The following is a 21,638-nucleotide window of genomic DNA, read 5'->3' on the forward strand; positions in this document are numbered from 1 at the left end:
GCACCGCCTACCGACCGTTATTCTGATCATATATAGATAGGTAAACTTACTACTTCGATCGTGTCGTCCATCGGCCGGGACGGGACGGCGGACGGCGGTTCGAGAGCGTCGGCCACAACGGTCGCAGCAGACCCGTCCGTTCGATCCCGGTTCGACAGCAGGACGTTACGAGTACATCCATGCCAGACCTTCGATTCACAGCTAGCGATCTCGCGACGATCGCCGTCGGGCTCCTCGTCGTGTGCAGCGGTCTCACCGCGACGATGGTCGTTGCAGGTGCCGATCTCTCGCCCGGTAGTTCGTCGACCGCCGACGTTCGGCCGGACACGACCGATCCGCGGGGCGTGTACGGCCAGAGTGCAGACGCCCGGAATCCGACGGCGCCGATAGAAGACGCTTACGAGGAACCGGTCCCCGAGGAAGGCGATCCGTACTTCGAGGCGGCTGCCAGCGACGGAAGCTGGATCAGCTACGTCAACCCGCGCGACGAGTACCGCAGTCCCTACCTCGGCGACGGCTCCGGGAAGATCTGCGTCACCCTCCTCAACGAGGACGGCGACCCGATCGTCGGCGAAACCGTCCCGGATACGAGCGTCACGATCCCGACCAGCGACTCGATCGAGTGGCACAGTTCCGCCGATCCGATGACCGTCGACTTCCCCCTGACCGACAACTACGAACGGCCGCTCGACGCCGACCAGTTCGGGACCACCTCGGAACTGCCCCAGGGTGACGGCTACCTCGACTCCCACTGCATCGAGATACACGGCCTCCCCGAAGACGGCGGCACCGTCGAGTACGGCCAGGCGCAGGTCGACGGCGAGTACGCCGACTGGATCGACGTGGTCGGCTACGTCCAGCAAGGTCCCGTCGGCGACGGCTGGGACTCGAGCGTCGATCCGATCGCCGACGCGGAATCCTACGAGGAAGCCGGCGGCGGCTGGACCTACCGACCCGAGACGTCACACGGACAGGTCGTCGTCGTACTCCAGCTCGACCCGCCCGCAGACGCCTACCCGGACCAGGGCGCCGACAACTCGAGCGAGAATACCGACGACGGAAACGAAAGCGACGAGAATACCGACAACTCGAGCGGGAATACCGACGGCGGGAACGAAGGCGACGAGAATACCGACGGCGGGAACACCGACGACTCGAGCGAGAATACCGACGAGGAACTGCCCGGCTTCGGCGTTCTCGTGGCGGTGGCCGCACTCGTCGTCGCGGCCCTCGCGCGAACGCGCCGTTGACGGGGCTGCTCTGCTCACCTCGAGTCGGTCGTCTCCGCTGTGAGTGTCGCCGCTCTCACGCCGTCCGCGAGAACACGATGAAAAGCGACAGGGCGATGCCAGCGACGAGGGCGATAGTCGAGTGTTTCTTCTCGTGTGAACTCGCTTCGGGGAGCAGGTGGGACGCGGAGACGTAGAGCAGGACGCCCGCGACGAACCCGAGCATGAGCCCCAGTTCGCTCTCCCCCAGCCTGCTCACCAGCGGGTAGGCGACGAACGCCCCGATCGGCGTCGTCAGCGCGGCGACGAAAAACGCGTATATCGCTGCCGTTCGTTCCGTCACGTCCCCTTTTAACAGGACGAGATACGTGATGGCCCCTTCGGCGAACTCGTGGACGACCAGCCCGGTCCCCGCCAGGATGCCGGTCAGGAGGGAGATGCTGAAGGTGACCGTGTACACCACCCCGTCGACCAGCGAGTGGATGCCGATCCCTTCCGCCGCCGTCACGCCGAACGCGAGCGTCTCCTGTCTGGTTCGATACCTGATTAGCTTGTTCGAGAAGAACATGAACAGAAATCCCACCAGCGCGCTGAATCCCGCGTTCGGACTGTTCGCCAGCGCGTTCGGTAGCGCGAGCAGCAACGGCGTCGAGACGAGGACGCCGGCGGCAAAACACATGAAGTAGGTGAGGTTTCGTTCCGCCCACTCTCGGTATCGGAAGATGGCGACGATTCCCGCGCTGTTCACGAGCGCTGCGACGAGGGCGAACCCCGCTATCCAGTAGAACTCAGTCGAAAACGCTACCATGGCCGATCGTCCCTACGCTGCCCGTACACTGTGGACGAATCGTACGACGACGGGAGAACACATAGTGGTACTGGCACTCGAGCATCTTCGGTCACTGCCGACAGAACCCGTCGGTCGACGTTACCGGGAAGAAACGGGAGACCGTGCAACGGACCAGACAGCCTCGTCGACTAGTCGTCGGTGAGCGCCTCCTCGAGTGTCTCGAACTCGAAGTCGTTGATCGGACGCGGTTCGTCTTTGACGGTCGTGATCACGAACTTCGAACTGGTCCGTCGAATCTCGTCGATCGCTTCGTAGTCCTCGACGAGCGATTCGACCATCTGGCGGCTGGTTACGTGAGAGATCACGACGAAGTCCGTATCTCCCATCGTGAAGTAGACCTGGTTGACACCCTCGATGTCGGCGAGTTTCTCGCCGACGCGATCGTGGTACCCTTCCTTGAACTCCGCCCACACCTCGGAGATCAGCGTGATCGAGAGGCCGATCTTCTCGAGGTTCATGTCCATGATGTCGTTCTCTAAGATCCCTTCCTCTCGAAGCTGGTTGAGGCGATAGTGGATCGTCGACTTCGGGATACCAGTCGCCTCCTGGAGTTTGTCGGGGCTGTTGATTCCTTCCGCTGCGATCGCCTTGAGAATACGGATGTCCTTTTCGTCCATGTGTTGTACCTGTAACGACCTCGTTTCGGCGGCCGTGACCGTTCGTCCCGTGTACGCGTGCCGCGTCGCGTATACTCGAGTTCCCCCTCGAGAGAGTCTCCCGACCGATTTGGTGAGCGCATGGAAGTCGTCGGACTCGAGCGCACGAGTGACGACGTCAGTACGCGACACTGGTCGAGGGACAGTCATAATTCTTTCCAAGGATTCGATTACTGTCTAGAACAACAGAGATCGGTCGGACGAATGTCGACGGACGTCACTGTGGGAGACGAATGGTCGGACGAGCGTCTAGACCTGTTCTCGAATCGCGTCGGTGACGATCTCCATGCCGATTTCGGCCTGTTCTTGAGTCAGGACGAGCGGCGGGATCAGCCGGAGGACGTTCCCGCGGCGGCCGGCAGACCAGACGAGCACGCCGTGTTCGTAACAGTACTGCTGGACGTCTTTGACCAGTTCCTTCCCGGTTCGGTCGTCGTCGCCGGCGAGTTCCGCGCCGGTGAACATGCCGCGACCGCGCACGTCGACGAGGAGGTCCGTCTCGTCGCCGACCGCACGCAGTTGGTCGCGCATGTACTCGCCGACGTCTCGTGCGTGAGCGAGGAGGTCGTTGTCCTGGATGTACTCGATCGCGCGGACACCGCCGATCATCGCGGGTGCGTTCCCGCGGTAGGTGCCGACGTGACCACCCGCATCCCACGTGTCGAGGTCCTCGTGGTACATCGTCCCCGACAGCGGCAGGCCGATGCCGCCGATCGCTTTGGCCATCGGCATCACGTCCGGGGTGACGTCGTACAGGTCGCTTGCGAACCACTGGCCAGTTCGTCCAAATCCAGTCTGGATCTCGTCGACGATGAGTGGAATTCCGTTGTCGTTGGCGATCTCTTTCAGTCCCGGGAGGAATCCCTCTGGCGGCGTCACGATCCCGCCTTCGCCCTGAATCGGCTCGACCCAGATGCCGGCCGGGTTGGCCATGCCGCTGTAGGGATCCTCGAGCAGTTCTCGGACGTTGTTCAGTGCCATCTCACGGGCCTCGTCGGGTGACACCCCCTGCTGCTGTGGGTAGGGGTAGGGAACGTGGTGGACGTTCGACAGCAGCGGTGCGTAGTCTTCTTTGTACTTCTTGCCGGCTGTGAGACTCAGCGCGCCCGCGCTCCCGCCGTGGTACGCGCCGCGGAAGGCGATGAGACCGTCGCCGCCGGTGTTGTACTTGGCGAGTTTGATCGTCGCCTCGATGGCGTCGCTGCCGGTCGGGCCACCGAAGACGACGCGGTTGTTGTCCGGCAGTGCTCCGGGTGCGATCTCGTTTAGCTTCTCGATGAGGTCGAGTCGCGCTTCCGTCGGAAAGTCGACGGTGTGGACGACCTTCTCGGTCTGTTCCTGGACCGCCTCGAGGACGTACGGATTCGAGTGGCCAACGTTCAGGACGCCGATACCGGCGAAAAAGTCGAGAAACGTGTTCCCGTCGGCGTCGCGCAGCGTCGCTCCCTTGGCCTCTTCGATCGCGATCGGGATCGTCTTCGGGTACGCGACGGCGTTGCTGTCGATCTCTCGCTGTCGCTCGAGTAACTCCTGGGAGTTCGGTCCGGGAATTTTCGTCTCGACGCGAGGTGCGTCGTCGAAGTGGATATCGGTTATCGGTTGCTGGTCGGCCATACTCGAACGTAATCCCCTGTATTACAAATATCTTGTTTATGGAGTTAAAACAGGGAAAACGCCTGAACTATATCCTACTATCGCTCATCCCGATACATTGTAACATAGGAGTTTCTCGAACCAGCTATCTGGTTCATTGAGTTTCAGTTCAAGGAAATTGAGATACCGTTGGAGATGATGTTTTGAGACACCTCTGAACTTCGCCAGCCACTGGCGAAGGAAGCTGTGGCGGTTCTCACAGGTGTTCGTGTGGGCATCGCCGATGACGTAGGTGTCGGAGTGGGTGACAGCCAGATGGCCGTCCACCCCCTCCTTCTCCTCGATCTCGTCGTAGATTGTGTAATCATCGGTACAGAGATGACGCTTCCATCACCGTATTCACAGCGATGTCTTCTTCGCGGCGTCTTGGAGATCCTTGCAGACGAGAAACCGAACTCGTCCGTCATCCCGACGGACGAGTGTCAACACCGGTGGTTTGTCTGATTCGAATCGTCCTCGTCCCCTTTTTTTGAGTCCGCGCTTGCGCGGACTCTGATCCTCGTCTTCGATCCCTTTCTCACCAGCTGTTACGTAGATCTCGTCAGCTTCACAGACATCGTACAGCTCAAATTCATCGATCTCCCCGCTCACATCCTGGACTTATGTGAACGAAGTTGAGAACAGCTTCGTAGTCTCGCCAAGGTCACGAGCGATCTGAGCGGTCGGCTCAGATCGCATCTCCTTGACGATATAGAACATCTCTTCCAGTTCGAAGCGATGTTGGCCGAAGATCGTGTTTGTGAGGTCGTTGAAGTACGTCTCACACCCCTTGCACCAGTACTGCTGGGCGTCTTTTCCGGTTGTTCCGCGCTTGACAACGTCGTCACTCTCGCAATGGACACACGTCACCGTCTCGCCGAAGCGGGCGAGACGGAGACGTTCAAAGCACCGCTCACGTGGTGGAAGGAACACTTGCGCAGACTTCTCGTCCATCTTGGAAGACACTTGGAGAGTAAGGAAAATTGATGTTACGACTTATCGAGATGAGCGTCCTACTATTTGGTGGTGTCTTCTACTATCGGACAATTCGTCGTTCCGTCGTCGACCGGAGCCGCGACCCGACACTCGATCAGAGCTGGATCCGAATTGCGATCTGTCGTTCATAATCCTAATTATTTATTCGTACGTTGACTTCTGCCCTAATTCTTAATACCTCTTGAGAGTGATCTTCGGAAGATGCTCGATTACGTCGATCTGGTGGTGTCCCTCTCGCAAGAGAACCGAGCCGTCCAGCATACTGCCCGGGAGCGTCCCGACGCCGACGAACGGACGTCCGGCGTCTCGAGGTCGCCTCCGGGTGAGAACCGTATCGCTACTCCTGCTCTCGCGTCACGATGACGGGCGAAGCACGAACCCCCGACACGGAGACGGGACCGCTCGAGGGGGTCACGGTTCTCGACGCCTCGCGGGTGCTCGTCGGCCCGTTCTGTACGATGCAACTCGGCGATCTCGGTGCGGAGGTAATCAAGGTCGAACGACCCGACGGCGGTGATCAGACGCGAGCGTGGCATCCTCCGACGTACGGAGACAGCGACGAGAGCGCCTACTACGTAAGCGTCAACCGGAACAAGCGGTCGATGACGCTCGATCTCTCGACCGACGAGGGGCGCGAGGTGTTCCGACAGCTCGCCGCCGAGGCGGACGTTCTCGTCGAGAACTTCCGCGTCGGGAAGATGGAAGAGTGGAGACTCGACTTCGAGACGCTGTCGGCGGATAATCCCGGTCTCATCTACTGTTCGCTGTCGGGGTACGGCGAGTGGGGACCCCACAGCGACCGGCCGGCCTACGACATCATCATGCAGGCCGAAGGCGGGCTAATGAGCATCACCGGCGAGGAAGACGGCCCGCCAGTCCGCGTCGGCGTCGCGATCGCCGACATCGGCGCCGGCATGTACGCCACGCAGGCGATTCTCTCGGCGCTTCTCTATCGCGAACTCGGCGACGGGACCGGACAGAAGATCGACGTCAGCCTGCTCGACGGCCAGGTCGCCTGGATGTCGTACATGGCCTCGTACTACTTCGCGACTGGCGACCCGCCGGGGCGAATGGGCAGCAAACACCCGACGATCGCCCCCTATCAGGCCGTCCCGACCGCCGACGGCTACGTCGTCGTCGCCGTCGCCTCCGAGCACATCTGGCCGCAGTTCTGTGCCGCACTCGAGCGCGAGGACCTCGTCGACGACGACCGATTCGCCACCAACGCCGACCGCGTCGAGAACCGCGCCGAACTCGACGCAATTCTCGAGTCGGAACTGAGCGACCGGTCGACGGCCGACGTCCTCGAGCGGTTCGACGCACACGACGTACCGGCCAGCGACGTCAAAGATATGGAAGACGTCTTCGAAAACCCGCAGGTTCGAGCACGGGGAATGCACGAGACGGTCGAACACCCGTCCGCGGGGGCGATCGAGATGGCCGGCAGCCCCATGCACTTCTCGCACACTACGACGACCGTGGACCAGCATCCACCGGAGCTCGGCGAACACACCCACGAGATCCTCGCAGAGGTGGGATACACCGAAGCCGAGATTGGAGAACTCGAGAACGACGGCGTGATCTGACGCTCTGGTCGAACTACTTCCATTCGAGACGGTTACGATCGCTATACGTCCAGTTCACCTGCCGTGGCTGTCGACACGCTAACGTGAAATATTGTGTGATATGTCGGACTACGTTCGAATACTTCTCTGATTTTCGAATATAGTTAGATTTATAGCCCATGATAAGAACTCTCGACCCATGGATCACGAGACAACGAATAGCAAGTTCGAACGTGTTCTGACGAAGCGTGACGTCTTCGTCCTGGCGTTCGGTGCGATGATCGGATGGGGATGGATCATTCAGACAGGATACTGGGTCAACGAGGGTGGTGTCCTCGGATCGATCCTCGCGTTCGTCCTCGGTGGCGTGATGGTTTCAGTCGTCGGGCTGATTTACGGTGAACTCGCGTCGGCGATGCCGTTCGTCGGCGGCGAACACGTGTACAGCCTCCGGGCTCTTGGCCCCATCGGGTCGTTCGTGTGCACGTGGGCGCTCGTGCTCGGCTACGTCGGCGTCGTCGTCTTCGAGGTCGTCGCGTTGCCGTCGGCACTTGCGTACGTCGTCCCCGGCTTCAACGCCATCGAACTCTGGACGGTCGCCGGCCAGCCGGTCTACGCAACGTGGGTCCTCGTCGGCGCGATCGGTGCCATCGTGATGACGTTCCTCAACTACCGCGGCGTGCGGCCTGCAGCGCAGTTCCAGACGATCCTGGCGCTCGTCATTGGACTGGCGGGCGTCACGCTCGCGATCGGTGCCGTGGCGAACGGACAGTCGCCGTCGACGCCGCCGTTTGCCGGCGCCGGGATGGCGGGCGTGTTCACGGTCGCTATCATGACGCCGTTCATGTTCGTCGGCTTCGACGTCATCCCGCAGGCGGCAGGTGAAGCCGACGTCTCGCCGAAGCTCCTCGGCCTCCTCATTCCGGCGTCGGTCACGCTGGCCGCCCTCTTTTACATCGCCGTCATCTGGGCGTCCGGACAGGCGATGCCCGGTTCGGAACTCGTCGAGAGTTCGCTGCCGGCCGCGTCGGCGATGGCAGCGATCTTCGACAGCCAGACTATCGGCCGCATCATGGCGATCGCTGGCATCGCGGGCATTCTCACGAGCTGGAACTCGTTCCTGCTCGGCGCTAGCCGTGCCATCTACGCGCTCGCCGACTCCGGCATGCTCCCCGAGCAGCTGAGCACGCTCCACGCCGAGCACAACACGCCCTCGAGCGCACTGGCCCTCATCGGCGGCCTCTCGATCTTCTCGCCGCTTTTCGGCGAACAGATGCTGATCTGGATCGTCAACGCGGGCGGGTTCGGCCTCGTCGTCGCGTGGGTGCTCGTCGTCATCTCCTTCCTGGTGCTTCGCTACCGCGAACCGGAGATGGACCGACCGCTCAAACTCCCATTCGGTTACGGGTTCGGTGCCATTGCACTCGTCCTGACGACGTTCTTCGTCGGCCTCTACCTGCCGGGCGCGCCGTCGGCGCTCTCGTGGCCACACGAGTGGGGCATCATCCTCTTCTGGGTCGTCCTCGGCGTCGCGATGTACGCCATCTCCGGCTCGTCGTCGGCGTCCACGTCGCTCGAGGCGGACGCTGAGGAACTCGACTAGGGGCGAATCGCCGTCGAAACGCGCTTTTTCCCTCGACTCGCGGCGTCGGTCGCCAGTCGAGGTAATTTCGAACGCGACCGGCGACGGTCGCTCGAACGACCAGCCTACCGTGAGCGGTCTGCCGCCGCCACGAACCGCTCGACGCGCTCTCGAGCGACTGGCGCGGTCGTCTCGCCGTCACGTTTGAGCGCAGTGCCGACGATCACGCCGTCGGCCCCGGCGTCGAACGCGTCCCCGACGGCGGACGCCGTCACGCCGCTGCCGACGAAGACGGGCGGGGAGCGCTCGAGTCCGTCGACGACGGCCGCGACGCGTTCGACGTCCACAAGCGCCGTCTGCTCGCCGGTTCCACGTCCCGAGACGATCACGCCGTCCGCACGGCCACGCTCGAGGGTCTCCCGGGTCGCCCGCTCGAGGTCGACGTCGCCCATCGGCGTCGCGTGTTTGACGTGGACGTCGGCGAGGACGGCGACGTCGGCCTCGAGTCGGTCCCGGTGCCTGAGCGTCTCGTGGGCTCTCCCCTCGAGGACGCCCTGGTCGGTGACGGCCGCCCCGACGTGGACGTTCACGCGGACGAACGCGGCTCCTGCTGCGGCAGCGATCGACAGCGCCGCGCTCGCGTCGTTTCGCAGGACGTTGATCCCGACGGGTACGTCCACCCCGTTGGTCAGCGCGGTCGCCAGCGACGCCATCTCGGCGACGGTCGATTTCGGCACGTCGTCGGGATAGAACGGTGCGTCGCCGAAGTTCTCGAGTAACACGCCGTCGACGCCGCCGTCGGCGAGGGCGGTCGCGTCCGCGAGCATCCGTTCGCGGATCGCGTCGCGGTCGCCGTCGAATCCCGGGGAGTCGGGCAGCGGTGGCAGGTGAATCATGCCGACGACGGGTCGATCGACGTCGAACGTCTCGGAGAGAATCATACCCTGTGCTCGGATGCGAGCGGTGTTAAGAACGGGTGTCCGGAGCCACGCGAGCGTGGCCCCGGCAAAGCCGTCGTCATTCGGCGCGGCTTTCCCTTCCTGGCTACTAGCTGTGACGATGACAGCGCTGTTTTCGACGCTCGAGTTGCGCGATCTCGTGGTACCGAATCGACTCGCGGTCTCGCCGATGTGCCAGTACTCCTGTGAACGCGACGGACTGGCGACCGAGTGGCACCGCGTCCACCTCGGCAGTCGCGCCGTCGGCGGTGCGGGGATCGTGATGACCGAGGCGACCGCCGTCGAACCGCGCGGGCGCATCTCGGCGCACGACCTCGGAATCTGGAGCGACGAGCACGCCGAGGCGCTCGAGCCGATCACCGAGTTCGTCCGCGAGCAAGGTGGCGTCCCGGGAATCCAGCTCGCCCACGCGGGTCACAAGGCGAGCAAGAGCCGTCCGTGGGAGGGCAACGAACCGATCCAGCCCGACGACGGCGGCTGGGAGGTCCGCTCGCCGTCGCCCGACGCGTACCCGTTCGACGGCGACCCGCCGGCAATGTGTGAGATGGGCCGCGACGACGTCGAGACGGTGATCGAGGCGTTCCGAACTGCCGCAAAGCGGTCGCTCGAGGCCGGCTTCGAGATCGCGGAGGTCCACGCTGCCCACGGCTACCTGCTCCACGAGTTCCTCTCGCCCGTCACGAACCGCCGCGAGGACGAGTACGGTGGGAGTTTCGAGAACCGAACGCGGATCGTCCGCGAGGTTACGGCGACCGTTCGCGACGTCTGGCCCGACGAGAAACCCGTCTTCGTCCGCATCTCGGGGACCGACTGGCTCCCCGAACGGGAGTCGTGGACGCTCGAGCAGTCCGTCAGGCTCGCCCGCGACCTCGAATCGCTCGGCGCAGACCTGATCGACGTGAGTTCGGGCGGGCTCCACCCCGACCAGCAGGTTCCGGCGGGGCCGAACTACCAGGTGCCGCTGGCCGAGAAGATCCACGACGAGACCGACCTTGCGGTGGGGACCGTCGGCGGCATCACCGAACCCGAACAGGCCGACGCGCTCGTTCGCAACGACCGGGCAGACCTCGTCCTCGTCGGACGGGAGTTCCTCCGCGATCCGTACTTCGGCCTGCGCGCGGCGGACGACCTCGACGGCGACCGCGAGTGGCCGATCCAGTACCGTCGAGCGGTCCAGAAGTGACGACCGTGGCTGGATACTTATCGTAGCCACTGACAGTCGTTGCACGCCTGCTCGCGACTCGGCGTCAGTACTGGCCGCGCCGCTGCGAGCAGTGTGTAACTCGTTTCAGTTGTCACTATAGATCAGCCGCCGGTACCCGGATCGATCGCCTGTCGACCGTTCATCTCCCGAATCTGGAACTCGAACCACTCGACGTCGGTTTCCTCGAGTGGATCGTCGAACACGTCGAAGCTGGTAACGGTCGCGTGATCGGCGAACACGGCAGCGGCCCGCTGTACCGAGGTGTTCGAGAGCGGTTCGACGTCTCCTTCGGCGACGACACTTCGCCAGTCGTCGATCGCGGGTCGTTCGTGAACGACGAGCGTCGCCGTGGCTTCGCGTTCGACGTAGGCCCGCTTCGTACTGTTCGATCCGAACACGAACTGGAAGATACACTGTCGATTGTCGGCGTCGAACCCGAACGACATCGGCGTGGCGTACCCGCCGTCTTCGTCACCGAACGCGAGGACGCCGTGGCCTCGTTCTCGGAGGAACGCTGTCATCTCGTCTTCCGACATACTCGTCCACGACCCAGTTCGATCCATACTGGATAGTTGTAAATAACTAGTGATAAGCGTTGGTATAGTCGTCGAATAGTCTTGGAACGGGACGGCGGAACCCGGTCGGCGTCGGAACGATGGCTGCGACTGCGTTCCGGGAGACCGCAGGCGGGTCACGGGTGCCCCGGAACTGACTCGCAGCTATCGGTATCATACTATCGGACGTAACTGTGTGAAGATTCTCGCCACCCCGGGACGGCGAGAATCTTTCACGACGTACGTCCGGCAGTATCAGTCGCCGGCGTCGTTCCACTTGATCGAACAGCCCTGCGACGGCTTCCACTCGAGGTCGACGTCGTCGCCCGCGAGCACGGCGTCGATAGCCTCCCGAATGTGGAACCGCGTCGGTTCGTCCTCGGGGTTGAGCGCGTCGTCGAGTCTGCCGTGGTAGACCAGACGGAACTCGCCGTCTTCCGACTCGTCCTCGCTGGCAAAGAGGAACGGGTCCGGCGTACAGACGGCCCCGTACTCGGCGGCGACTTCCTGGGACTCGTCACGGAGGTAAGCGTCGTAGTCGATCCGCCCGTCGTCGACGTACGCTTTCATCTTCTCGAAGGAGTCCTCAGGGTACTCGTCGGCGTCGTTGGGGTTGATACCGACCACTGCGACGTCGTCGTACTCGTCGGCCAGCTCGTTCAGCAGGTCGAACTTCGCCTTCGCGTACGGGCAGTGGTTGCACGTGAACACGACGAGCAACGCCTCGCCGTCGGCGAACGACTCGAGCGTGTACGTCTCGCCGTCGGTTCCGGGCAGTTCGAACGCGGGTGCGGCGTCACCTTCCTGCAGTTCGGATTCGGACTCCGTCAGGACCATATCCGGAGGTTTTCGCCGTTTGTGCTTAAACGTCCGGGCTGCGGAGGCGGCCGTACACGGTTCCGGCGTCGGGAACGTCTCTCGAACTATTATGTACTCGCCGCGACATCGGGATGGTATGAAGACACTCGAGGTCACAGACGAGCAGCACGCGTTCATCCAGTATCTGCGCGAGGAGATCAACGACCAGGTCGTCGGCAAGTACGGGTTCGTCCGCGAACGCGACGCGGTCCAGTTTCTGATCGACAACCTCGACGGCGACCTCGAGGTCGACGGCGAGGTCGACGCGGCCGCGGCCGTCGACGCCGCGTCCCAGTCGGGGACCGACGACGACGCGACGATCACCTACGACGAAGACGCAGATACGGATGACGTCGACGGCGACGGCGAGACAGACCTTACGGACGAGGCGAACCCGGCCGACGTCGAGACGGCAGACGACGAAGAGCCAGGCGAGACGGCGGACGACGACGGCTCTGCAAGCGACGACGACATGCTCGATCGCATGATGAACTTGCTCGAGACCCACGACGACAAGTGGGAGGAGTCGCCGTCGGCCGACTACCGCTATCGCGTCACCTTGCCCGACGGGACGACCGAGGACGTCCAGACGAAAGACGACGTCCGCGCGCTCCTGTTCCAGCACTACTGATCCTCTCGGGGGCAGGTCAGTCTTGCGCGTGAAGAAATCCTTTTACCCTCGCTCGCGTTGGGAAGCGGTATGAGCGAACGCGAGGTGCTCGAGTTGCTTCGTGAGAACGCGCGATACTCCACGGCGGACATCGCGCGAATGACCGATCTCGAGGAGTCCGAGGTCGAGGCGACGATCGAGGAACTCGAGGCAGCAGGCGTCCTCCGGGGGTACCAGGCGGTCGTCGACTGGGACGCACTCGAGGACGAGCGCGTCCGTGCCGAGGTCGAACTCAACGTCACGCTCGACCGTGAGACGAGCTACGGCGACATCGCAGAGCGCCTCGCACGGTTCCCCCAGGTGACCTCGCTGCGACTCGTCAGCGGGGACTACGACTTCGACATGGAAGTCGAGGGCGACTCTATCCGCGAGGTGTCGCAGTTCATAAGCGAGAAGGTCGCGCCGGTCCCCGAGATCACCCAGACGGTCACCCACTACGTGATGACCTCCTACAAGGAAAACGGGATCGAGCTCGGCGACGGCGACGACGACGATCGGCTCTCGGTCTCGCCATGACGCTCGAGCCCGCACAGCGCGTGCAGGCGGTGCCACCGTCGGGTATCCGTCGGTTCTTCGAGATCGCCGAAGAGCGCGACGACGTCATCTCGCTGGGCGTCGGCGAACCCGACTTCTCGACGCCGTGGGCCGCCCGCGACGCCGCGATCCACTCCCTCGAGCAGGGCCGAACCTCCTACACGGCGAATCGCGGAATGCGGGAACTCCGGGAGGCGATCGCCGGCTACGTCGCAGATCGGTTCGACCTGGCGTACGATCCCGACGAGGAGATCATCGTGACCGCGGGCGCGAGCGAGGCAGTCGACCTCGCCTTTCGCGCGTTCGTCGACCCCGGCGACACCGTGGCGATCGCCCAGCCGTCGTACATCTCCTACGAGCCGGGCGTGATCTTCGCCGGCGGAGAACCCCTGCCGGTCCCGACCCGCGAGGCCGACGACTTCCGATTGACCGTCGAGGCACTCGAGCGGGCCGGAGCGGCCGACGCCGACGCGCTCGTGCTCTGTTACCCCAACAACCCGACGGGTGCGGTGATGCCCGCGGAAGACCTCGCGCCGATCGCCGACTTCGCCCGCGAGCACGATCTCACCGTCTTCTCGGACGAGATCTACGCCGAACTCACCTACGAGGGCGAGCACACGTCGATCGCGACGTTCGAGGGGATGCGCGAGCGGACGGTCGTCTTCAACGGCTTCTCGAAAGCCTACGCGATGACCGGCCTCCGGCTCGGCTACGCGCTCGCGCCCGCCGACGCGATCACCGCGATGAACCGGGTCCACCAGTACGGCATGTTGAGCGCGCCGACGACCGCCCAGTACGCGGCGCTCGAGGCCCTCGACTCCTGTGACGACGACGTCGAGGAGATGGTCGGTCAGTACGACCGACGTCGGCAGTTCGTCCTCTCGCGGTTCGAGGAGATCGGCATGCCCTGTTTCGAGGCGAAAGGCGCGTTCTACGTCTTCCCCGAGGTGCCGGCGGGCTGGACTGCAGAGGAGTTCGCCGAGGAACTGCTCTACGAACAGGGCGTCGCGGTCGTCCCCGGCGACGTCTTCGGCGAGAGCGGCACCGGCCATCTCCGGGTCTCCTACGCGACCGGACTCGGGGACCTCCGCGAGGCGCTGTCGCGTATCGAGGCGTTCCTCGAGGAGCGCGTCTGACGGGACCGCCGTCAGGCGACAGTCCGTCGTCTGCGCGCCAATAGTACGATCTTCGAAGTAATTTACTACGAAATCCGTACTATACCCTCAGACGACGTTTCGTTCGTCGCGAGCGGCCTCGGTCTCGAACCGATCGCTCGAGAGCCGCGAGATATCCACCAGCGACGCCTCGCCCTCGAGTGCGAGTTCGGTGACGAGTTTCCCCGTCGCGGGAGCGTGCTGGAAGCCGTGGCCGGAGAAGCCGGCGGCCGTGAGCAGTCCCGGCACCGTCTCCTCGACGACCGGATGGTGGTCCGGCGTCACGGCGTAGAGGCCCGCCCAGCCGCGTTTGACCCGCGATTCGGGGCCGAAGTAGGTCGTCCACTCCGCGGCGGCCTCGAGGGCGTCGGCGGCCCAGTCGAAGTCGATCGAAGTCGGGTAGCCGTCCGGATCGTGGTCCGGGTCCGGACCCGGGAAGTGGCCGCCGACGAGTGCGTCGCCCTCGCGTTCCGGGCGAAAGTACGACCCGGTGTCCAGATCGATCGTCAGCGGATCGGTCTCCGGCACCGGTTCGTCGGGATCGACGACGGCGATCTGCCGGCGTTTCGGTGCGATCGGCAGCGAACAGTCGGCCATCGCGGCGACCCGTCGCGCCCACGCCCCCGCGGCGTTGACGACCACGTCGGCCTCGAGGTGGCCGTCGTCGGTCTCGACGCCGACGACGCGGTCTCCGTCGCGGACCAGGTCTGTCACCGGCGTCTTCGTCCGAACGTCCGCACCCGCCTCGCGCGCCGCCGTCGCGTACGCCTGTAAGGCGAGGTGCGGGTCGGCGAAGCCGTCCGTCGGCGAGTAGGTCGCGCCGACGAACTGCTCGGTCTCGAGTCCTGGACAGTGCTCGACCGCTTCGGCGGGTGAGAGAAACTCGCTTGGGACGCCCCGGTCGTTCTGCATGGCGACGTTCTCGCGGAACCACTTGGCCGTCGCCTCGTCGCGGGCGAGAAAGAGGTAGCCCGTCTGCCGGAAGCCGACGTCGGTCCCGAACGTCTCCTCGAAGGACTCCCAGACGCGCATGCTCGCCAGCGAGAGGTCGACGTTGACCGGCGTCGAGAACTGCGCGCGGATGCCGCCGACGGCCCGTTCGGTGCTCCCGCCGCCGATCGATCCCTTCTCGCAGACGGTCACCGTCGCGCCGCGGTCGGCAAGCGAGTACGCACTCGAGAGGCCGACGATCCCGCCGCCGACGACCACCACGTGCATGTCTACCACCACCCGATCGTTACCCATAAGCGTTCGTTGCGTTCGCAGTCACAGACGATCCACGCCGCGACCGAACCCGGCGCTACCCCGAGAACCGATCCGGCGACAGTCGTGACTTGACCGTCGGCTCGACCGTCCCCTCGAGCGTCTCCGCGAGGACGTCCGCGATCGCGGGCGCGAGCGTGATCCCAAGCCCCGTCGGGCCACAGGCGGCGTAAAAGCCCGGCGTCTCCGTCTCGCCGACGATCGGGAGTCCGTCGGGCGTCACCGTCCGCAGGCCGACCCACTCGTCGACGACCGAGTGATCCACGAGCCCTGGGACGACGTCGTCGATCGAGAGCGCTGCCGCCCTGAAGTCGTCGGGAATCCGAAGTTCCGTCGGTTCGTACCGCTGGCCCTCGACGTAGTCGGTCTGGAACTCGCCGACGTACGCCCGCGCGTCACCGACCGGCCGGACGTAGCGTCGTGACTCGAAGAGCGTAAACGGGAGGTCGGCCGTCGACTTCCCCTCGAGTGCGAGCATCGGGCCGAGCGTGTGACACAGTGGGAGCGACACGCCCGCCCACTCGTTGAGCGTCGGTGCCCACGGTCCGGCGGCGTTGACGACCACGTCTGCCTCGAGGTGGCCGTCGTCGGTCTCGACGCCCGCAACGGCTCCGTCCGCGAGCACGACGTCGGTCACTTCGGTTTCCGTTCGAACGTCCACGCCTCGGTCGCGCGCCCGGTCGGCGAAGGCGGTGACGAGTTCGGTCGGTTCGAACGCGTGGTCGGCCGTCGTCCGCAAGCCGCCGGAGAACCCGTCGGGTTCGACGCCGAAGGCGCTCAACTCGGCTGGAGAGACGAACGACGCGTCGACGCCGTACTCCTCGAGCGTTTCGGCTGCCTCCTCGAGCGTCGCGGCGAAGCCCTCGCTCTCGGCGACGTGCAAGATGCCGAGCCGGTCCGCGCTGATCGCGTCGCGCTCGAGGAGGTCGCCGTACGTCGACCAGGCGCGGTCGCGAAGCCGCTGGCCGAACCGGGCCGGCGACGGCCGCTCCCACATGAACATTCCCGCGGAGGCGGCGGTCGTTTCGTTCCCCAGACTCGAGCGTTCACACAGCGCGACCGCGTCGTCCCCTTCCCCGAGACGTGCGGCGAGTGCCGTCCCCACGATACCACCGCCGACGATGACGATGCGCATGGGTTCCGGTGACACGCAACGATAATAAACCGTTTTGGCCCGTCTCGTGACTGTTCAGCGCCGAATACTGCCATCGATAGGTAGACGTCCAATTGGCGATCGAATCGATTCGTCCGGACTCGACCAATAAATTTATCGGCCGCGGCGACCACGAAACGATACTCAAATACTCGATTGGGTACCTATGGTCGGGCTGTCAGCATCGATGAGTGAGACGGAGGGGCGGCGACGACCGCCGAGTCACCGACGGGGAGCGGCGACGCCGGAGGGAAGATGGGCGTGACGCCACGAGCGACGGCGATGGTCGACCGCATCACGGACCCCTTCTTCGCGCTCGACACCGACTGGCGGTTCACCTACCTCAACGACTGCGCGGAGGCCCTCCTCGAGCGCTCGCGCGAACAGTTGCTCGGTCGCGTGATGTGGGACGAGTTCCCCGAGACCGTCGAGACTCAGTTTCCCGACGGCTTCTACCACGCGATGGACGAGCAGGTCCCCGTCTCGTTCGAGGTCTACCACACGCCCCTCGAGACGTGGTTCGAAGCGCGTGCGTACCCCTCCGAGAGCGGACTGTCGGTGTACATGCGCGACGTCACCGACCGGAAAGAACGCGTGACGAAACTCGCCCAGCGCGACGCCGTCGTCGAAGCCCTCCAGGACGGTGTCGTCACGCTCGACAGCGACAACCGTATCGCGTCGATCAACGACACCGTCGAGGACGTCCTCGAGATCGATCGCGAGGACGTGATCGACACGCACGTCGAAACACTCCTCGAGCAGGCGTCGGTCGCACCCTCCGACGCGGTCGCGATCGGCCAGGCCATCAGCGAAGTCGGCATGGGCAACGCCGCCTACCGGCAACTCGAAGTCGACTTCGCCGACGCGGCGGGCACCGAACGGGTCGGCGAGATCAGGATGGCCCCGATCGACCACGGGAGAGCGAGTATCGCGGGTATCGTCCGCGACGTCACCGAGCAACACGAGTACGAACGCGTCGTCACTTCGCTCCACGAGATCACGCGGTGGCTGCTGCGCTCCGACGACCCCGAGGAGATCTGTGCGATCGCCGTTCACGCCGGGAGCGACCTCCTCTCGTTGCCGATCAGCGGGATCTGGCTGCTCGACGACGAGCACGGCTACCTCGATCCCGTCGCCGGCACTGCAGGTGCACACGAAGAGTTCGGCGGCCTCCCGCGATTTCACCAGGGCGAGGGCCTCGTCTGGGACGTCTTCGAGGACGGTTCGACCAGGCGGTTCGACGATCTCTCCGACGTCGAGGGGACCTACAATCCCGACACGAGGCTTCGGTCCGAGATCGTCGCCCCGATCGGTACCCACGGCATCCTCGTGACTGCCTCGCTCGAGCCGGACGCGTTCGACGAGACCGACACGGACCTCCTCTCGACGCTGGTCGAAAACACCCGTGCAGCGCTCGACCGCGCCGACCGCGAGCGCGTGCTCCGCGAACGGACCGAGCAACTCGAGCGCCAGACCGAGCGCCTCGAGGCGATCGCGGAAGTGCTCTCGGACGACCTGAAACGACAGCTCGAGGCCGTCGACGAGGCACTCGAAGACGACGCCGACGAGTGGGAGTTCCCCCTCGCGGAAGATACGGTTACGACGACCCTCGATAGAACCGAACGACTCGTCGACGACGTCCGCGAGTTCGCCCGGAACGCGATCACTGTCGGTCCTCGTGTGCGAATCGACCTCGAGACGGCAATCGACGCCGCCATCGAAGCCTCGCGACTGGAGAGCGCCGCCGTCGTCGTCGAAGAGAGCGCGACGCTCCGGGCCGACCCCGACCGGTTCGCACACCTCCTCGAGACGGTCTTCGACGACGCCGCGGCACGGTCGGACGGCGACCTCACCGTCCAGGTTGGACTCGTCGGCCTCGAGGAACCCGTCGACGGTCCGCGCGGGTTCTTCCTGCTCGACGACGCCGCGGAGATCCCACCGACGGCCCACGAAGAGGTTCTCGAACCGGCTGCAGCAGACGCCGATAGCGACGGACTCGGACTTGCCGTCGCCAGGGCGATCGCACAGGCACACGACTGGTCGGTCTCGATCTCGATCGGCGACAACGGCGGAACGCGATTCGAAGTGCGGGACGTGACCACCCTCGAGCGCCCCTAGCCGGAAAATCGTCGGTTACCCGATCACTCGAGTTCGTCCTCGATCACCGACCGGTTCTCGCGAATCGCGGCGGCGTCGTACTCGAGGACGTCGTCGCCGGCGTCGATCGTGAGACGGCCGTCGTCGGTCCCTTCGCCCAGTTCGACGACCGGAGCGACGCCGTCGAACGCCTCGCGAACGGCGTCGGGGTCGGCCGTCTGCACGAGCGCTCGAGCGGGCTGTTCGTGAAACAGCGCACCCTCGACGTCGACGTCGCCGGGCAGCGAGACCGCGAGGCCGGCGTCCTCGTCGACCATCTCTGCCAGGGAAACTGCCAGCCCGCCGTGGCTCACGTCGTGGACCGCGAGCGTCTCGTCGGCGTCGGCGACGTCGGCCAGCGTCTCGACGAACGCCGCCGGCTCGCCGGGGAGCACCGGGAACCGATCGTCGCCGTCGAACTGCGCGAGGTACTCCGAGCCACCCAGCCGGAACTCCCCATTCTCGAGTGCGAGGTCGCCGACGAGTACCAGCTTGCCCTCCGGCTTCGATTCGAGCGGCGGGGCGTCGTAGCCCGACTTCGTGCCGACCATCGCGAGCGTCGGGGTCGGCGGGATCGGACCCGCAACCGAGTCGTTGTACAGTGAGACGTTGCCGCCGACGACGGGCACCGAGAGGTTGGCACACGTCTCCGCGAGCCCGTCGACGATCGCCGTAAATCCACCGTAGACATCCGGTTTCTCGGGGTTGCCGCCGTTCAGACAGTCGACCGCCGCGAGGGGAGTCGCCCCCTTCGCCGCGAGGTTCGTCGCGTTCTCGAGGGTGACCGCCTTCGCTCCCTCGAAGGGTGCCGCGCTCGTCCAGTTCGGCGCAGCGCCGGAGGAGATCGCGAGACCCTGCTCTGTCTCTCGGATCGCCATCACCGCTGCGTCGTCGCCCGGCGGGACGCTCGTGCGGACGCCGACCTCGTGGTCGTACTGGCGGTAGACCCACCGCTTCGACGCGGTGTTCGGACTCGAGACGACCGCCTCGAAGGCCTCCTCGAGGTCCGTCTCGGGGAGGTCGGTCTCCGGCACTTCGGGTTCTTCGGTCGGAAGGTCGTTCATCGGCGCGCCCTCGCCGAGGAAGTGGGCGTCGACGTCGACGACCGTCTCGCCCTCGAAGGTACAGACGTAGTTGTCCGCCGTAACCTCGCCGATGACCGAACAGCCCAGGTCGAACTTCTCCGCGATCTCGCGAACCCGCTCGACGTTCTCTGACTCGACCTCGTAGCACATCCGTTCCTGGGACTCGGCCAGCAGGATCTCGAGCGCCGACATGTTCGGCTCGCGCTGGTGGACTCGCTCGAGTTCGATGTGTGCACCGAGGCCGCCTTTTGCGACCATCTCGCTCGAGGCACCGCCGAGGCCGGCCGCGCCGAGGTCGCGGGCCGACTCGACGATGTCCTCGTCGATCAGCGCCTCGTTGGCCTCGATGAGCAGCTTCTCGGCATAGGGGTCGCCGACCTGCACCGCCGGTCGGTCTTCCGTCTCGGCGTCCTCCGCCAGGTCCTCGCTCGCGAAGCTCGCGCCGCCGAGGCCGTCGCGTCCCGTCGCGTTCCCCACGAGGACGAGTTTGTTCCCCGGCTCCTGTGCTTCGGCCGTGACGAGTCGATCCTCGGTGAGCAGTCCGACGCAGGCGACGTTCACCAGCGGATTCCCCTCGTAGTCGGGGTGGCAGTCGACGCTTCCCGCCACGGTGGGCACGCCGATGCAGTTGCCGTAGTGGCTGATCCCCTCGACGACCCCCTCGAGGAGGTACTTCGAGTGCTCGCGGTCGAACGCGCCGAAGTAAAGCGAGTCCGCGAGCGCGATGGGGTAGGCCCCCATCGACAGCGTGTCCCTGACGATACCGCCGACGCCCGTCGCCGCGCCGTCGAACGGATCGACGTAAGAGGGGTGGTTGTGGCTCTCGATCCCCATCGTGATGTAGACGTCTTCCTCTTTCTCGTCTGCGCGCCCGCTGGCGCGATCGGCGTCGGCGTCAGCCGACGACGTGTCGTCCGTCGGCAGTGCGACGACCGCCGCGTCGTCGCCCGGCCCGACGACGACCTGCTCGCCCTCGCTCTCGAACGCAGACAGCAGCGGTCTCGAGGAGCGGTACGCGCAGTGTTCGCTCCAGAGGTTCTCGAACAGCGCCGCCTCGGCCGGAGTGGGCTCTCGTCCCAGCTCTTCGACGACGAGTTCGCGGTCCGAATCGGCAAGACTCATTCATCTAGGTGGTGAAAGTCGGTCGGTAAAGGGGTTTCTATGTGCACGTTCGTGTAATGGACGATGGGGCGTGTTCTGGATAGCCGCTCTGGGAAGTCGGTGGCTGCTGGGGCCTGGTGAAGGGGTGGGTGCTCGAGTGACCTCAAAGCTATGCTCAGACGAGCGGTTTCCGTCGATCTCCGGGGGAGAGTTGGCTACTGGAGGTCGACGGAAGTGCTATGTGCTCTCCGTCCGACGTCGGGTCTGTCGCCCCGATATTGGGCATGGTTTCAGACGAACGCTCGTGGGGTTGCAGCCACGGGCGATTACGACGAGCAGAACGAGTACGCGCAGTTTCAGACGAACGCTCGTGGGGTTGCAGCCACGGTGCAGCAGGTGATCGCATCACGGAGTCGGGTTGTTTCAGACGACCTCTCGGGAGATCGAAAACCGGTAG

At 64.7% G+C, this 21,638-nt stretch carries 17 protein-coding genes and 1 pseudogene; 8 read left to right on the top strand and 10 right to left on the bottom strand.

Annotated elements, in window-relative coordinates:
* Nucleotides 1-179 precede the first annotated feature (179 nt).
* Nucleotides 180-1,250 carry a PGF-CTERM sorting domain-containing protein gene (locus tag MU558_RS11605; protein ID WP_246966435.1) on the top strand — a complete coding sequence of 357 codons (1,071 nt, stop codon included), beginning with the start codon at nucleotides 180-182 and terminating at the stop codon, nucleotides 1,248-1,250.
* Nucleotides 1,251-1,305: 55 nt separating this feature from the next.
* Here MU558_RS11605 and MU558_RS11610 read toward each other — a convergent pair whose 3' ends face one another.
* The 4 genes and pseudogenes from MU558_RS11610 to MU558_RS11625 form a co-directional block, all read right to left on the bottom strand.
* Nucleotides 1,306-2,037 (bottom strand): ZIP family metal transporter, encoded by a 732-nt coding sequence (locus MU558_RS11610; RefSeq protein ID WP_246966436.1) that lies wholly within the window; start codon nucleotides 2,035-2,037, stop codon nucleotides 1,306-1,308.
* A gap of 170 nt (nucleotides 2,038-2,207) precedes the next feature.
* A complete protein-coding gene (locus MU558_RS11615) occupies nucleotides 2,208-2,696 on the bottom strand; it encodes an Lrp/AsnC family transcriptional regulator (protein WP_246966437.1) in 489 nt (162 codons plus the stop codon).
* 288 nt (nucleotides 2,697-2,984) lie between these two features.
* Nucleotides 2,985-4,349: an aspartate aminotransferase family protein gene (locus MU558_RS11620; protein WP_246966438.1), complete on the bottom strand. Its 1,365-nt coding sequence runs from the start codon at nucleotides 4,347-4,349 to the stop codon at nucleotides 2,985-2,987.
* Between the two features lie 84 nt (nucleotides 4,350-4,433).
* Nucleotides 4,434-5,321, bottom strand: a pseudogene (locus MU558_RS11625) (IS1595-like element ISNpe28 family transposase).
* A 401-nt stretch (nucleotides 5,322-5,722) separates the two neighbouring features.
* Between MU558_RS11625 and MU558_RS11630 the strand changes: the two are divergent.
* The gene (locus MU558_RS11630) at nucleotides 5,723-6,949 is read left to right on the top strand and encodes a CaiB/BaiF CoA transferase family protein (protein ID WP_246966439.1); all 1,227 of its coding nucleotides are present in this window, start codon (nucleotides 5,723-5,725) and stop codon (nucleotides 6,947-6,949) included.
* 178 nt (nucleotides 6,950-7,127) lie between these two features.
* The gene (locus MU558_RS11635) at nucleotides 7,128-8,531 is read left to right on the top strand and encodes an APC family permease (RefSeq protein ID WP_246966440.1); all 1,404 of its coding nucleotides are present in this window, start codon (nucleotides 7,128-7,130) and stop codon (nucleotides 8,529-8,531) included.
* 104 nt (nucleotides 8,532-8,635) lie between these two features.
* Here the strand turns inward: MU558_RS11635 and MU558_RS11640 are convergent, their stop codons facing one another.
* On the bottom strand, nucleotides 8,636-9,451 hold the full coding sequence (locus tag MU558_RS11640) for a BtpA/SgcQ family protein (protein WP_246966441.1): 816 nt from the start codon (nucleotides 9,449-9,451) through the stop codon (nucleotides 8,636-8,638).
* A 118-nt stretch (nucleotides 9,452-9,569) separates the two neighbouring features.
* Between MU558_RS11640 and MU558_RS11645 the strand changes: the two genes are divergently transcribed.
* Entirely contained in the window at nucleotides 9,570-10,652 is a 1,083-nt protein-coding gene (locus MU558_RS11645; protein ID WP_246966442.1) for an NADH:flavin oxidoreductase/NADH oxidase, read from the top strand.
* Nucleotides 10,653-10,774: 122 nt separating this feature from the next.
* Here the strand turns inward: MU558_RS11645 and MU558_RS11650 are convergent, their stop codons facing one another.
* Together MU558_RS11650 and MU558_RS11655 are read right to left on the bottom strand one after the other, a co-directional pair.
* The gene (locus MU558_RS11650) at nucleotides 10,775-11,236 is read right to left on the bottom strand and encodes a pyridoxamine 5'-phosphate oxidase family protein (protein WP_246966443.1); all 462 of its coding nucleotides are present in this window, start codon (nucleotides 11,234-11,236) and stop codon (nucleotides 10,775-10,777) included.
* Nucleotides 11,237-11,482: 246 nt separating this feature from the next.
* Nucleotides 11,483-12,064, bottom strand: coding sequence for a thioredoxin family protein (locus tag MU558_RS11655; protein ID WP_246966444.1), 582 nt, complete (start codon nucleotides 12,062-12,064; stop codon nucleotides 11,483-11,485).
* A gap of 118 nt (nucleotides 12,065-12,182) precedes the next feature.
* Between MU558_RS11655 and MU558_RS11660 the strand changes: the two genes are divergently transcribed.
* From MU558_RS11660 to MU558_RS11670, 3 genes are all read left to right on the top strand, one after another.
* Nucleotides 12,183-12,716 (top strand): hypothetical protein, encoded by a 534-nt coding sequence (locus tag MU558_RS11660; RefSeq protein ID WP_246966445.1) that lies wholly within the window; start codon nucleotides 12,183-12,185, stop codon nucleotides 12,714-12,716.
* 69 nt (nucleotides 12,717-12,785) lie between these two features.
* Nucleotides 12,786-13,271 (top strand): Lrp/AsnC family transcriptional regulator, encoded by a 486-nt coding sequence (locus MU558_RS11665; RefSeq protein WP_246966446.1) that lies wholly within the window; start codon nucleotides 12,786-12,788, stop codon nucleotides 13,269-13,271.
* Nucleotides 13,268-14,425 (top strand): pyridoxal phosphate-dependent aminotransferase, encoded by a 1,158-nt coding sequence (locus MU558_RS11670; protein ID WP_246966447.1) that lies wholly within the window; start codon nucleotides 13,268-13,270, stop codon nucleotides 14,423-14,425. Before MU558_RS11665 ends, MU558_RS11670 begins: the two co-directional genes overlap by 4 nt.
* A gap of 87 nt (nucleotides 14,426-14,512) precedes the next feature.
* On the opposite strand, the gene MU558_RS11675 is transcribed toward MU558_RS11670, so the two are convergent.
* Together MU558_RS11675 and MU558_RS11680 are read right to left on the bottom strand one after the other, a co-directional pair.
* The gene (locus MU558_RS11675) at nucleotides 14,513-15,661 is read right to left on the bottom strand and encodes an NAD(P)/FAD-dependent oxidoreductase (protein WP_246966448.1); all 1,149 of its coding nucleotides are present in this window, start codon (nucleotides 15,659-15,661) and stop codon (nucleotides 14,513-14,515) included.
* 82 nt (nucleotides 15,662-15,743) lie between these two features.
* The gene (locus MU558_RS11680; RefSeq protein ID WP_246966449.1) at nucleotides 15,744-16,841 is read right to left on the bottom strand and encodes an NAD(P)/FAD-dependent oxidoreductase; all 1,098 of its coding nucleotides are present in this window, start codon (nucleotides 16,839-16,841) and stop codon (nucleotides 15,744-15,746) included.
* A gap of 273 nt (nucleotides 16,842-17,114) precedes the next feature.
* On the opposite strand from MU558_RS11680, the gene MU558_RS11685 reads away from it, so the two are divergent.
* Entirely contained in the window at nucleotides 17,115-18,977 is a 1,863-nt protein-coding gene (locus MU558_RS11685) for a sensor histidine kinase (RefSeq protein ID WP_246966450.1), read from the top strand.
* Nucleotides 18,978-19,000: 23 nt separating this feature from the next.
* On the opposite strand, the gene purL is transcribed toward MU558_RS11685, so the two are convergent.
* Complete coding sequence (purL, locus tag MU558_RS11690) at nucleotides 19,001-21,202, bottom strand: phosphoribosylformylglycinamidine synthase subunit PurL (protein WP_246966451.1); 2,202 nt, start codon at nucleotides 21,200-21,202, stop codon at nucleotides 19,001-19,003.
* Between the last annotated feature and the right edge of the window lie 436 nt (nucleotides 21,203-21,638).

This window comes from Natribaculum luteum, assembly GCF_023008545.1.
Lineage (GTDB): Archaea > Halobacteriota > Halobacteria > Halobacteriales > Natrialbaceae > Natribaculum > Natribaculum luteum.